This window comes from Streptomyces sp. NPDC002884, from assembly GCF_040295245.1.
In the GTDB taxonomy this organism is placed as follows: domain Bacteria; phylum Actinomycetota; class Actinomycetes; order Streptomycetales; family Streptomycetaceae; genus Streptomyces.
In genome coordinates this window covers 36,210-49,389 of sequence record NZ_JBEOVB010000020.1, presented here as the reverse complement: position 1 = coordinate 49,389, position 13,180 = coordinate 36,210, and the positions used below count along the sequence as shown (strand labels likewise).

Genomic DNA, 13,180 nt, shown 5'->3' with positions numbered 1-13,180 from the left:
GTGCGGCGGCGAAGCGGTGGACGCCGGTCGCATCACCGGGCGAGCGTCCCGCCAACCATCGCGACTTGAAGAGGAATTGGTCAGTCGAGCGGTGCGCCGGTGGAGGTTCGAGTCGCTGGGTCGGTGAAGCGGCGGTTCTGACTCTCGCCGATGCGGTCCAGGACGAGGAAGAAGACGGGGAGACAGAGCAGCGGGACGCCCCCGACCAGCAGGAGCGTGTGCGTCGGTCGGTCGTCGAAGACCAACCAGATGTCGTAGACGAACATGACGGCCGCGACGACCAGGCTCGCGACGGCCGCCCGCTGCCACGCCCTGCGCCGCCGCGTCCGTCGGGCGATGCGCTCCTCCGCGTCCGGTCGCGTCTCCAGGGACGTCAGTCCGAGCCGCAGGGCGGTGGCGCACAGGTCGGCGACCTCGGCGATCGGGTCGGCCAGCTGATACTCGTCGAGGTGGGGGAGACGGACCCGGTGCCCGTCGATGGCATAGAGATACCCCGACCACCGAGGAGTGCTCCCCCTGTTGTCCTCGACCCGGATGCCGTAGATGTCGGACCAGGCCCAGCTGCGCGTGCGTATCGGCCCTCGGACGGTGACCCCGTCGGCGGTGACGAACGTACGCGCCCGCCACTGCTCCAGCGCCACCCGGCCGGCGACGGTCAGCCAGGCCCCGACGGCCAGCACGTCCCAGCCCGACGGCCCGAGCGTCGCCATCGCGTGCAGTGCGTTGGCGGTGACCAGTGCCGCCGCGATGAGCATGGTGAGGAACGCGGGCGGTATTCCCCGCCGTCTGCGGTACTCCCGCTCGATCCCGTCGCTCATCGGAACTCCCCCCGTTCACAAGCCCCTCATGACCCGGGCACGAGAGCGAGGGGAGCTTATAGCCCGTCTCTGTGAACGCGAGTCGGAGTGCGGCGCGGGGGCGGGGTGGTGAGCCCGGGTCCGGGAAAGTCCCTAGCTGTCGTACGGGACCCAGGCACGCTCGCCCGCGGCGTTCGTGCCGTACCAGTAGCGTGGCATGCCCTTGATGCTGGTGGTGTGGAACGGGCGGCCGTGGTCGTCGATGCGGATCGTGCCGGTGCGGCCCTGGGAGGACCAGTCGAGTTCGAGGTACCAGCGGGCGTCGTAGGTCTGTGTCGTCGCGTCGACCAGCAGCACCTCCGGGTCCTCGGCTGAGACGCGGTACGGGAAGTGCACGGCCGGGAGGGTGTGTCCGCTGTCGGCGCCGTCCTTCGGGCGGGCGATGGGGCGGTCGGCGTCGAGGTTCATGGTGAAGCGGCGGGGCGTGAGGTCGCCGCCGCAGCCCTGGCCCATGGCGTAGGCGCTCCCGGCGGCCGGGGTGTCGCGGCTGACGATGCGGACGTGGAGCGCCTCCAGGACCACGGCCGTGGACGACCGCCCCTGCACAGAGATCTGCACCCTCGTCTGCCGTCCGTGCACCGCCCCCTGCGTCGCCGCCCACGCGCCGGCGTCCTGCTCCACCGGCGGCGGGGGCACCTGCGCCGGCGGCTTGTGGAGGACGTAGTCGTGGTCGCAGCCCTTGTCCCAGACCAGGGAGTCGGTGCTCCAGGTGAGGGGCAGGCCGGTGGTCGGCTTCGCCGCCGAGGCGGGACCGCCGCCGGTGGAGGACGGGGCGGGGGTTCTCTGCCGGGCGCTGGGCGACGCGGAGCCCCGGGAAGGGGCAGCGGTGGCGGTGGCGGCGGCCGACGGTATCGCCGAACGGTGAGGTGCGCCGAGGGCCGTCGTCCGCGGGTCCCCGGGGCGGGACGCGTCCGCTTCGGAGGAGCGGTCGTCCGACAGGGCGGACGTGCCGCGCAGCGTGGCGAGCAGTGCGCAGGTGACGGCGGTGGACACGAGGACCCGTCGGCTGCGGTACCAGGGGCGGGGAGCAGGGGAGGGGACGGACCGGTCCGGGTCGGGATCCCTGCGCTGCTCCGTGGAACCGGCTTCCTCGGGGAGCTCCCCGTCCCCGTCCCCGTCCCCGACCGAGTCCGAGTCCGGAGCCAGAGGCGGAATCGCCGCCTCCTCCGCCGTCTCCGCCGCCTCGGCCTCCGCCGCAGAACCGGCCGCCCGCACCCGCTGCCGATCCGCCACCGCCGACAACCACAGCCGGTGCAGCTCGAGCCGCTCCTCGGGTGTCGCCTCGCAGAAGGCCGCGAGCCGCTCCACAGGCGCGAAGTCCTGCGGCACCGCCTCGCCCGCGCAGTACCGGTGCAGCGTGGAGGTGTTCATGTGGAGGCGGCGGGCCAGGGAGCCGTAGCTCCGGCCCGTACGGTCCTTGAGCAGGCGCAGCATCGCCGCGAACTCCTCGACATTGTCCCGCATCGACACCGTTCCTCCGTCGTCCGCCCGTGATCCCTGTCCCAGGGACTCATGTCCCTGCACGTCAGACGGGTTGGGATGGTTCCACCGTCGCCGAAGGGGCGGCAGTCGTTGCGCCGGACTCCGGTGACGGCCGATGCTCCTGGTGTCGCACCGACCACGGCTGACCAGCGGCATCCGCGACGGATCACGATCTACGGCTGCCGTGTCGGACGATCCCCTCGACTCTTGGAGAAGTGATGAAGTCCGTCATCCGAAAGGCGGCAGGCCTCGCGGGCGCGAGTGCGGCCGTCGCAGCCATGTCCGTGACCGGCGCATCGGCAGCCCACGCGGAATCCCCCACCCACGGCTGCCCGTACCCCTATGTCTGCTTCTACGTGGACGAGCACGCCTACAACGCGGGCACACCGATCACGAAGTACCGCGATGTCACCAGTTCCTACCAGACGGTCAGGTCCCGGCCGCACTACCACGTCGTCAACACCCGGAACGACGACGTGGCGTATCTACGGCTCCAGGACGGGAACTCGATCTGCCTGATTCCGAATTCCGAGACCGTGTTCGCGAACGCTTACAGCGTCACCGGAATAAGGATCTCCACCAGTTCCACCTGCTGAGTCAGCTCGAACGGGCGGCGGCCGCCTTCCGCAGTCGAGCGGGGAGGGCAGGGTTCCAGCGGTCCGGGCGTGGCGGCACATGGATCAGAAAGGGAAGACGCACAACGGAGGCGGCGACCCCTGCCACCCACGGCTGACTGGGCTGTTTGCAGCAACAGGAAGCGGCACCGGCGTCCGCGGCCGGTGAGGCTTGACCTGCACTGCCGTCGCCCATCTCCAGGAGCCTCGATGCCTCTTCGTCCCGCTCGGCCTTTCCGAGCCGCCCCGCGACCACGTCTGGGGTCTGTTCTCGTCGTCGCGGCCGCCTCTCTGGCGGTGCTGGTGCCGTCCACCGCGGGCAACGCGGCCGGCACCGCCGCCGGGCCGGCGGAGGACCGTACGCTGCAGCGTCAGATCGAGCGGTTGGTGAGTGAGCCGGGCGGTCCGCCCGGTGTCATCGCCGTGCTGCGCAACGGCCGGCAGACCCGCGTGCTGCGGGCCGGCGTCGCCGACCTGGCAACGGGTCGCCCGCCGCACGTGAAGGACCACATGCGCATCGCGAGCACGGCCAAGGCCTTCAGCGGAGCGGTGGCACTGTCCCTCGTCGACCGCGGCGCACTGGGTCTGGACGACACCTTGCGCGAGCGTCTCCCGCAGCTCCCGGACGCCTGGGGCCAGGTGACGCTGCGGCAGCTGCTGCACCACACCAGCGGCCTGCCGGACTACTCGAAGGCCCCCGCGTTCATGGCGGTGCTCGCGGCCGACCCGCGCCACCGCTTCGACTCCCGCCACCTGCTCGACTACGTGGCCGACCAGCCCCTGCGGTTCGCCCCGGGCAGCCGGTACGAGTACTCCAACTCCGACAACATCGCCGTCGCCCTGATGGCGGAAGCGGTCACCGGTACCCCGTACGAACAACTCCTGCGGCGGCTGGTCTACCGGCCGCTGGAGCTGCGCGACACCAGCCTCCCGCAGGGCTACCGCATGCCCGAGCCCTACCTGCACGGGTACGACGTGAGCGACCCCGCGTCTCCCGAGGACATCAGCGAGCTCGTCGGCGCCTCCGGCGCATGGGCATCCGGGGGCATCATCTCCACTCCGGCCGACATGACCCGCTTCATCCGCGGCTACGCCTCCGGCGCGCTCTACGGCAAGGGCGTCGTGCGGGAACAGCGCAGGTGGATCGCGGGTTCGTCCGAACCGGCCGGCCCGGGACGCAACACCGCGGGACTCGGCATTTTCCGCTACACGACACGGTGCGGGGTCGTGCTGGGCCACACCGGGAACTTCCCGGGCTACACGCAGCTGGTGGCCGCCACTCCCGACGGCCGGCGCTCACTGACGTTCTCGATCACGAGCCAGATCAGCGCGACCAGCGATCCCGCGCGGCTCAAGCGGCTGCGCGCCGTCCAGGAGGACTTCGTCTGCGCGCTGCTGCGCGACGGGCGGTGAGTGCGCTTACACGTAGAACGGCCCCGGCGTGCTCCACGTGGCACGGGCACGCCGGGGGTCTGGATGACCGAGCCGGGGGAGTCGTACCGACAGAGGCAGGCCGGGTGGTCCGTCCGCGTGCTCCCGGCGTGAGCCGCCCGCGCCTCACCGACGATCACCTCACCGCACGGCGGTGAGTGTCGCGTAGACCACGACGTTGCCCTGGTATCCGGTGTTTCTGGCGTAACCCCCGCCGCAGGTGATCACCCGTAGCTCGGCCCGCTCGGAGCTGCCGTACACCTTGTCGCTCGGGAAGCGGTCCTTCTCGTAGATCTCGAGGGCGTCGACGGTGAATACGGCTGTGCGCTGATCTGCCCGGTCGATCTCGATCGTGTCGCCCTTGGTCAGGACACCGAGCATGTAGAAGACCCCCGGGTTGCCGCCGGGCAGGTCCACATGGCCCGCGGTGACGGCTGTCCCGGCGGATCCCGGCGCCGTGCCCTCGCTGTACCAGCCGGCGAGGTGGGGGCGGTCGGCGGGCGGGGGCTCGAGCGCCCCCGAAGAGTCGAGGTGCAGCTTGGTGACGGGGGCGCTCACGTTGATGGCGGGGATCCGCAGCCAGAGCGGTTCCGCGGGCGAGAGCGGGGGCACGGCGGGGTCCGTCGGGGCGGCGGTGCGGTGGGCCGTGGCGCTCGGCGGAGGGGAGAAGGCCTGGCCTGCCGAAGGCTGTGGTGGCTGCTCGTCGTGTACCGCGCCGGTCACCAGCACGGCACCCACCACGAGAGTCCAGGCGAGAAGCCTGACCGAAGGGATGAACGAGGAAGACGAAGAGGAAGACGAAGAGGGAGACGAAGTGTCGGCTGTGTGCCTGGGAGCCATCGCGGTCGGTTCTCTGCTTACAACGAGGGAGGGGGAGGCGATCGTTTTCCGGCGGCTCCCGGGACTGGAGAAGCTCCGGGAGCCGCCGGGGGTGAGAGAGCCGGTGGGCGGACGGGCGTCAGTTCTGGTTCGAGCGCGAGCGGTGACGCATCCTCACCAGGCCTCCGGCGGCGGCCGCGGCGACCAGCGCCGCGCCCAGAGCGAGCTGCGTCGACGTCTGCTCCGTGTGCCCGAAACCGGCCTCGACGGCGCCGTCGGGCCGACGTGACGGGATCTCGTACGAGTCCGTGATCCTGGTCCGCGGCGGGCATTTGACGGTGACGGTGTCGGTGCCGGGCGAAGATCCTTCCGGCACGGTGAACTCGCCGGTGAGCACACCCTTGCTCTCGCCTTCGAAGAGGTGGAACGCCCCTGCCACCTCGGACTCGCCCTTGCCGTAGGTCACGTCCGCACCACATGCGGTGGTGCTGACGGTGACCGTGGAGCCGTGGGTGGTTTGCCGCGAGTGGATGTCGAGACCTGAGTCACCGGCGGCGGCGACTGGAGTCTGAAGAGCGAGGAAACCGGCCATCAGGCCGATAGCGATGCCAACACGTGTATTGCCCACAAGAACCCCTCCAGCGGAGCAGTGTCCGGTATGTTGCGCGATGCCTGAATTGTGCACCACTGTCGAGGCAACCGACGCTGCGTCACCTCCGCAACATGACGGATCGACACGCACCTCGCTCGGACAGGCGAATCGATTCCTTCAGTACGGGCATTCACGCAGGTCAGGCGAGCCGGAACCGAAGGGGTGGAGGAATCGCCGCAGGTCGGCGAATAGGCTAACGAGCTGGCACGGGGCGTGCCCTTCGGCCGGTCGGCCACAGCGTAGGACCGCCGGTCAGTCAGGGCTGGGTCCTCGGGGCGTGAAGGTGGAGCCTGCGTAGACTCGTGGCGTCGATGCGGTCGATGTTCGCCGGTACGGCGCCGGCGGGCGGACGGGGGGCATGCCGGTGTGCACAGTGGATCACGAGGCCGCGGCGGTGGCCGCGACAGCAGCCCTGACGGCGGCCCATCCGCACCTGGGGCAAGAGGCTTCTCCGCATCCGGCACTTCAAGGGTGCGAGGACGTGGAGTGGTCGTCCATTCCTGGCTGCCCGGTCGATGCCTCGGTCGTCCTGCGCGGACTGCTCGATTCCGACGCGGCCGAGTTGGCCGAACGGGCGCTGGACTGGCTTGTGATGTCCGGGCCGATGTCCATCAGTGCCACGATGCCGGCCGTCGTCCCGTACCTGCTGAGACTGACCGCCGATCCATCGGTCCCACGCCGGAACGAGTTGTTCGGGCTCGTGCTCGTGGCCGCAGCCCTGTCCGCACCCACCGACCCCGACAACGCATGGGACCTGGCGGTCGGCGGCCCCGAGGAAGACCACCCTGAACGAGCCCTCTGCCGGGCGGCGTTCGTCGCCGAGGCGGCTTCGGTGCGACGTCTGCTGGCTGACGACGAACTGCTGGCCGGCCTTCATCTGGGCGAGGGCGAACGGGCGTCATTGGTCCAGGCGGCCGGACTGTAACGTGCGAAGCCCCGTAAGGCCACCGAGCTCCGGCGAACGGGGTCGGTCCGTCGATGGCCGCCGCCTACCCTGCGGTCACGGCGCGGCGGACTCTCTTTAGCCGACCAGACGGCGGCGCCACTCCAGAGGGGTGACGGTGATGGCCCGGGCGGGGTCACGGTCCCATTCGGCCGGGAGACCTGCTGCTTCCAGGGCGGACACGACCTCGTGGCCGATGGCTGCGGTGGTCTCGGGTGAGCCGTCGAAGCCTCCGTAGAGGAGCATCAGCCCGTGCCCGGCCGCGGCGGAGTCCGTGCACTGGGAGTGGAAGTACACGAAGCCGCGGGCGTCCGCTCCGCCTTCGCCGCCGATCTCGGACCGGCCGCAGCTGCCGCAGCAGGTGAAGTTCTCGCGGGCGGTGACACCGGCCTCCTGCAGGGCGGTGAACGCGCGGGTGAGCCGTTCCGGGGCCGTCTCGCCCTTCCATTCGGCCTGCTCCGCGACGCGCTCCAGCCACATCCGGTCGGCCAGCGCCTCCGCCTGCTCGCGGGATACGGGTCGGCGGTCCGAGGTGACCAGGTACTCCTCGGCGAGCTCCGCCAGTTCGGCACGGTCCGCATAGCCGCCGACCAGCACCTCACGGACGCGCTTCTCCAACTCCTCGCGCTCGCCTTCGGCCAGGTCGAGCGACGGTACCTCGCCGGTGAGGCCCATGTCCCATCGCGACCAGGCCAGATCAGTGCTCCGACCGGGCTCCTGCCGGGCCCAGCCGCTCATCTCCGCGATCACGGCCTCGGAGCTGTCGACCATCACCTGGAAGTGCCGGTCGGCGGCACCGTCGCGGTGCTCCAGCGTGTAGTTCCCGCCGGCCTCGTGCCAGACCTGGGCGAAGACGTCGGGCAGGTCGGGTATCCGATGGACCACCAGAAACCGGTCACCATCGCCGCCGATGCGCCGGACCAGCCCGGCCAACTCCTGCGCGGACACACGAACGTGCCGCTCCCCGTTCTCCGTCTTCACCACGATCTCGAGCATGCTCAGACTCTGACACGCCCCACTGACAGCAGACCTGCCGGAACCCGCGACGCAAGCCACGGCGAGGGCCCAGGGCACCCCCGATCCATGTCCGACACCGCTCGTCACGGGGAGTCGGCCTGGGACGGCGCCGGTGCTGGGGCCGGTTCCCCAGCGGGGGCCGGAACGCCTTTGGTGGAGGGACGGACCTTCCGCCAGGGCAGGAGGAGCGCGCTCGCCATACAGAGCACGCCGGCGATGAGCAGCGCGCCGCGGACGCCCGCCGCCTCGGCGAGGAGGCCACCGGCGATCATGAAGACTGCCTGGCACGTTTTCGAGCTGACCGACCAGGAGGTGCCGACACGGGACATGAAAGCGTCCTGTGTGGCCTCCATGCGGTAGGTGGTGAACGACGGGTTGAAGACGCCGGCGGCGAAGAGCAGACCGAAGTCGGCGGCCACGATGATGAACACACCGAGGGCACCGGAAGGCGCCAGCGGCAACAGGACCGTCCAGAGGGTGCGGGCGACACCGGACAGCAGCAGAATCCGGCGCTGCCCGAACCGCCGGGTGAGCGACGGGGTCAGGCGTGAACCCAGCACGCCGCCCAGGCAGGGCAGCCCCAGCGCGAGTCCGTACTGCCAGGGCGCGAGGCCGAGGTCACGCAGCATGAGGACGGCCATCAGCGGTGACGTCATCATGATGGAGCCGCCGAAGAGCAGGGAGTTGTAGAACAGGGGACGCAGTCCTGGATGCCGCAGGATGTACTGCCAGCCGGCGGCGATGTCGCGGCCCAGGTGAGGGGCGGAGGGCGCAGGCGGCGCGGGTTCGGGCCGCCGGATGCGGCGGATGCCGAGGGCGGATCCGAGGAAGGACACGGCGTCGACCGCGAGCGTGGTCGTGGAGCCCAGGACTCCGATCAGAAGCCCGCCGACGGGCGGTCCCGCGCTGACGCTGATCCAGTTGGTGGTCTCGAACAGGCTGTTGGCGCGAAGGCGGTGCTCGGGGCTGACGAGCGCCTTGAGATGTGCGCCGCTCGCCGCGTCGAACGCGACGGACGCGGCCGTCTGGAGGATGCCGACGGCACACAGGTGGGCGAAGGTGAGACCGTCGAAGGCCGCCGCGACCGGCACGCTCACCAGCATCGCGCAGCGGGTCAGATCGGCGGTGATCATGACGGGCCGCTTGTACCGGTGCTCGATACGGACGCCGAGCGGCAGAGCGATCACCGCACTGGCCACGGCGGACAGGGCGGTGAGCAGGGAGACCTGGAACGTCGAGGAATGCAGCACCAGGACGGCGACCAGGGGCAAAGCCCCCATCGCGACGGCGCTGCCCGCAGCACTGACCCCGTAGGCGCCCCACAACCGTCGGAAGTCCTCCCCGAGTGGGATCTGCCGCGCCAATGAGCCCTCCCCGTCCCCGCCCTGAAGGCAGTCAGCGTAGTAGGAGTGGCTCGGGCAGCCCACTCATCCTCCTGGACAGGCGGACAGGCGGACAGGCGGACAGGCGGACAGGCGGACAGGAGGACAGGCGGAACGACAGAGCGGCAGACAGACATGCGGCCAGTCAGGTTCGTGGCGCGTCCCCGTCGCGCGGGTCCGGGCGGTTCTGGTGGGAGGCGCGCAGGCGGGAGATCAGAGCTCCGCCGTACGTCGCGGCCAGTGGGGCGAGGAACCACAGGACGAAGGCGTACGGAAACAGCCAGGCGGCGCCGGCGCTGAGGACGAACCAGAGGCCGACTCCCCAGGAACCGTCGGCGTGCCGACGGGTTGCCGCGGGGTCGCCGGTGAGCAGACCGCCGCTGCTGGAGATCTCCTTGATGACGGCCTCGCAGAAGACCATGGCCGCCATCGTGCCGGCGAACAGTGTCTCCGCCAGCGGATTGGTGATCGAAGCCCCCATGACCGCTGTCGGGAACGGAAGGAACGCGACCAGCAGCAGGAACGGCGCGTGCCAGGCCGCGAAGGCCTTCGACAGCTCGCCTACCTGGTCCATCAGCTTGTGGTGGCGGCGCCACACCGACCAGAGAAGGACGAACGCCAGCGCGAACGCCAGGTAGGAGCCCCGCTGGTCCACCAGGAAACGCCCGAGCGCGCGAGCCGAGGCCAGTTCCTGCTCGTCCGGGCGCTCCAGTTCGACAGCCAGCAGCGTCATGGCGATCGCGAAGATCGCGTCTGTGAAGAAGGCCAGCCTCTCGGGCGAGAACCCTGGTTCCGGCCGAGCGTTCCCGCTCATCCAACCTCCCTGCTATCAGCTCTCGGGAACGGTACGGCCGGCTCGTGTGCACGTGGCGCGTCGTCGGCGTCATCGAGAGCCGGCGATCCCTACGACGGGCACCTGGGCAGTACGGTGCTCAGCTGGTTGAGGCTGTCGGGGTCGACACGGATCCCGGGGAGCCAGAGGTGTTGCCCTTTCCGCGTGACCTGGATCCAGATGCTGGTGTGCTTCTTCTTCTCGTCGGTGACGGTGACGCCGTCGGCGATCCTGCAACGGGCGTGCAGCAGGTCGTGATGCCAGACGCGGTCCGCCGAGTTGGCCGTCACGTAAGGGCGGTAGGGGTCATAGGCGAGGGACAGCGCGCACTGGTGCGTGCGGGGTTTCTGGCACTCCTCCTCGGCGTTGTGGACGAGTACGCCGGCATTGCCGTAGCCGGTGCTGGTGTCCTTCGGCCCGGCGGCGCCGCCCTGGGCAGGGGGCGTGGCGGGGGAGTGCCGCACGGTGAGCAGTGTCAGGAGGAGCCCGATCGCGAGGCCGACGGCGACGCCGGCCGTGGCCAGGGCCCAGCGGCCGGACAGGTGTGTGCGGAGACGGCGCCGCCAGGGAAGGGCGGGGGCCGGGGGTGCGCCGGGTGTGTCGGCGTCGGCCGCTTCGTCGGCACCGGTGCGACCGGCCGCTTCCCACAGGGCCCGGTATTCGCCGGGGTCGGCCCCCATCGACCGGCACAGATCCCGGACGACGGGCCACGGAGGCACGCTCTGACCCCGGAAGTAGCGGGAGAGGGACGAGTCGCTGATGCGGACCTGGGTCTCCAGGGCGCGAAGCGTGTGACCCGAGCGTTGTTGCAGGCTCCGCAGCGCCTCGCCCAGTCTCCGTGCTGCCGCGACCTGCTCCGGTCGTTGGCCGGTCATCGAAAAGGATCTCCCTGCAGGGGCGCCGCAACGTGTCCCACCGACTGCTTCATGTCCCGGGACGGACGCGTCCCAGCAGGTCAGGAGTGTATTTATCCCGACATCGGTGAAGCAAGCGGGACTTGGGCGTGAAGGGTCATCAACCCGTGCAAACTCGGCGTACCGGCTCCACGGATCACCCCCGAGGGTGAGCGTGCCGGTGTTCATGGCCGTGTCGCCGGATGCCGCACGAGCCGACTTCGCACCCCACCGAAAGGACCTTCACCATGCGTGTACGTATCGCGCTTTCCGCCCTCGCCGTCCTCGCCGCGACCGGGCTCGGCCTGAGCACGGCGGCGCCCGCCGTCGCGGTTCCCACCGCGGCGACCCAGCAGGCGAGCGCCGTCCGTGCGGCCGACGGCCTCGACGTCCACCGCGGCAAGTACGTCACCCTGGGCGGCTGCCAGACGGCCGGTCAGCAGGGCATCGAGCGCGGGCACTGGGACCGCTACCAGTGCGCCCAGGGTTCCTTCTTCCTCTGGAACCTGTGGACCAACCGCTGAGAACCCGGCCCCGCCGACGGCCTCCCCGCTCCACGGGGAGGCCGCCGGCAGTCGGCGGTTGTTCACCCCGCCCGTCCACGGCCCGGTGATTGCCGTCCGCAGCCGGAGGGAGCCCGCTGCGCAAACCGGCCGCGTGCCCGAGCGGCTGGAGCGGCTACCGATCGCCGGGATCTCCGCTGAGATAGCGAGTGATCATGTCGACGAGTTCGCTCTCGAAGGTCTCGACCGGGATGGTCCGCGGGTCGGCCATGAGTTTGTGCGTGTTGAGCTCGACGGTGAACACGATCAGCTCGGCCGCGGTGTCGAGATCTCGTACACGGACGTCCGGGTGTCGGGAGAGGAGGTCGCGCACCTGACCGACGCGATTCCTTCCGTGCCGGTCGATGGTGTCGAGCAGCTCCTGCGAGAGCGGCGCTTCCTCGATCATGATCCGCAGCAGCTGCGGATCGTCGCGGTGGTTGTCGATCGCGTCGCGGACCAGTGCCCGCACCATCGCCCGGAGGCTCCCGGGGGACAGGTCGAGCTGGTCGGCCTGCGTCCACGTGCCGCGGTCGATGTGACGCACCAGCAGCTCGGCGAGGATGGCGTCCTTGTTCGGGAAGTACTGGTACAGCGAGCCGATGGAGATGCGGGCGCGTTCCGCGATGCGGTTGGTGGTGCCGGCGGCGTAGCCGTGCTCGGCGAAAACGTGAGCAGCGGCGGTGAGGATGCGCTCGCGGGTGAGCTCGGCGCGCACCTGGCTGGGCTTGCGACGTGGCTGAAGACGGCGGTCGGCCGACGGCATCTGGGGGCCTCCTCGAGGCGCGGAAAGCGAGTAGCCAAAGAGCTGAGCTATTGCTCAGAATAGTGGCATGAACTGCGGAAACAAGATGGCGCCCAGGGTCGGTGGCGGGCCGTGATCCCCAAGGTGTACCTACCCGGGTCGCGCACGATGATCACGCTGGAGGTGCGTCGCCGTGAGGTCCTCACACCGGGCTTCGCGAGCATCACCCTCGGCGGTCCGGGCGTACGGGACCTGGTCGTCGCCGGCAACGACCAGGCGGTTCGCCTCTTCTTCCCCCGGGAGGGACAGACCGCGTTGCGGATGCCGACCGTCTCGAACGAGGCCTGGGTCGCCCAGCTGATGCTGCTGCCGAAGTCGGTCCGCCCGTGGGTGCGCAACCTGACGATCCGGCGCGTGCGGCCCGCGGACGACGAGCTCGACATCGAGTTCGCCCTGCACGGTGACTCGCCCATGGCGTCCTGGGTGCGCCGGGCCGAGCCGGGCGACCCGGCGGGGATCTTCGACATCGGTACCACGTACCGGCTGCCGGAGCACGCGGAGGGGCGACTGCTGGTCGGCGACGAGACCGCGCTGCCCGCCATCCTGTCGATCCTCGACACAACGCCTCCCACGCCGGCCACGGAGGTCTTCCTGGAGGTGGCGACCGCGGCCGACTTCCGGTCCGTCGAGACACCCGCCGGCGTCCGCATCCACTGGTTCAGCCGCGACGACGAGGGCCTGCGGCCCGGCGCGCTGGTGCTGGACGCGGTGCGCGACGCGTCGCTCCCGGCCGGGCGCTTCCACACATGGGTCGCGGGTGAGTCCCGGCTGGCCACGGGGGTGCGGCGGCATCTGGTCAACGACCGTGGCGTGCCCAGGCGGGACATCTCGTTCATCGGCTACTGGCGCCAGGGCCGGTCCGCCCCCGGCTGAGAGGAATCATCGTGCAGCAAGTAGACCGCTCGAGCACC

Annotated in this window: 14 protein-coding genes; 5 read left to right on the top strand and 9 right to left on the bottom strand. The window is 70.4% G+C overall.

The window, feature by feature from the left end; genetic code table 11:
• Nucleotides 1-80 precede the first annotated feature (80 nt).
• Both ABT070_RS30970 and ABT070_RS30965 read right to left on the bottom strand, forming a co-directional pair.
• Nucleotides 81-818 (bottom strand): PH domain-containing protein, encoded by a 738-nt coding sequence (locus tag ABT070_RS30970; RefSeq protein WP_351765385.1) that lies wholly within the window; start codon nt 816-818, stop codon nt 81-83.
• Between the two features lie 132 nt (nt 819-950).
• Complete coding sequence (locus ABT070_RS30965; RefSeq protein ID WP_351765383.1) at nt 951-2,321, bottom strand: helix-turn-helix domain-containing protein; 1,371 nt, start codon at nt 2,319-2,321, stop codon at nt 951-953.
• A 236-nt stretch (nt 2,322-2,557) separates the two neighbouring features.
• Between ABT070_RS30965 and ABT070_RS30960 the strand changes: the two genes are divergently transcribed.
• Nucleotides 2,558-2,935, top strand: a complete 378-nt coding sequence (locus ABT070_RS30960) for a hypothetical protein (RefSeq protein WP_351765381.1) — start codon at nt 2,558-2,560, stop codon at nt 2,933-2,935.
• Nucleotides 2,936-3,163: 228 nt separating this feature from the next.
• The gene (locus ABT070_RS30955) at nt 3,164-4,366 is read left to right on the top strand and encodes a serine hydrolase domain-containing protein (protein ID WP_351765379.1); all 1,203 of its coding nucleotides are present in this window, start codon (nt 3,164-3,166) and stop codon (nt 4,364-4,366) included.
• 159 nt (nt 4,367-4,525) lie between these two features.
• On the opposite strand, the gene ABT070_RS30950 is transcribed toward ABT070_RS30955, so the two are convergent.
• Nucleotides 4,526-5,224, bottom strand: coding sequence for a class F sortase (locus ABT070_RS30950; RefSeq protein ID WP_502990188.1), 699 nt, complete (start codon nt 5,222-5,224; stop codon nt 4,526-4,528).
• A 118-nt stretch (nt 5,225-5,342) separates the two neighbouring features.
• Entirely contained in the window at nt 5,343-5,669 is a 327-nt protein-coding gene (locus ABT070_RS30945; protein ID WP_351765375.1) for a GVDTG sorting domain-containing protein, read from the bottom strand.
• Nucleotides 5,670-6,228: 559 nt separating this feature from the next.
• Between ABT070_RS30945 and ABT070_RS30940 the strand changes: the two genes are divergently transcribed.
• Nucleotides 6,229-6,780 carry a hypothetical protein gene (locus ABT070_RS30940; protein WP_351765373.1) on the top strand — a complete coding sequence of 184 codons (552 nt, stop codon included), beginning with the start codon at nt 6,229-6,231 and terminating at the stop codon, nt 6,778-6,780.
• 96 nt (nt 6,781-6,876) lie between these two features.
• Here the strand turns inward: ABT070_RS30940 and ABT070_RS30935 are convergent, their stop codons facing one another.
• The 4 genes from ABT070_RS30935 to ABT070_RS30920 form a co-directional block, all read right to left on the bottom strand.
• Nucleotides 6,877-7,794: a DUF6891 domain-containing protein gene (locus ABT070_RS30935; RefSeq protein WP_351765371.1), complete on the bottom strand. Its 918-nt coding sequence runs from the start codon at nt 7,792-7,794 to the stop codon at nt 6,877-6,879.
• Nucleotides 7,795-7,898: 104 nt separating this feature from the next.
• The gene (locus ABT070_RS30930; RefSeq protein ID WP_451102041.1) at nt 7,899-9,140 is read right to left on the bottom strand and encodes an MFS transporter; all 1,242 of its coding nucleotides are present in this window, start codon (nt 9,138-9,140) and stop codon (nt 7,899-7,901) included.
• Nucleotides 9,141-9,342: 202 nt separating this feature from the next.
• A complete protein-coding gene (locus ABT070_RS30925; protein WP_351765367.1) occupies nt 9,343-10,011 on the bottom strand; it encodes a TMEM175 family protein in 669 nt (222 codons plus the stop codon).
• A gap of 89 nt (nt 10,012-10,100) precedes the next feature.
• Complete coding sequence (locus tag ABT070_RS30920; RefSeq protein WP_351765365.1) at nt 10,101-10,904, bottom strand: helix-turn-helix domain-containing protein; 804 nt, start codon at nt 10,902-10,904, stop codon at nt 10,101-10,103.
• Nucleotides 10,905-11,170: 266 nt separating this feature from the next.
• Here ABT070_RS30920 and ABT070_RS30915 point away from each other — a divergent pair, with 266 nt between their 5' ends.
• A complete protein-coding gene (locus ABT070_RS30915) occupies nt 11,171-11,446 on the top strand; it encodes a hypothetical protein (RefSeq protein ID WP_351765363.1) in 276 nt (91 codons plus the stop codon).
• A gap of 154 nt (nt 11,447-11,600) precedes the next feature.
• Here the strand turns inward: ABT070_RS30915 and ABT070_RS30910 are convergent, their stop codons facing one another.
• Entirely contained in the window at nt 11,601-12,230 is a 630-nt protein-coding gene (locus ABT070_RS30910; protein WP_351765361.1) for a TetR/AcrR family transcriptional regulator, read from the bottom strand.
• A 147-nt stretch (nt 12,231-12,377) separates the two neighbouring features.
• Here ABT070_RS30910 and ABT070_RS30905 point away from each other — a divergent pair, with 147 nt between their 5' ends.
• On the top strand, nt 12,378-13,142 hold the full coding sequence (locus tag ABT070_RS30905; RefSeq protein ID WP_351765359.1) for a siderophore-interacting protein: 765 nt from the start codon (nt 12,378-12,380) through the stop codon (nt 13,140-13,142).
• Nucleotides 13,143-13,180 lie beyond the last annotated feature (38 nt).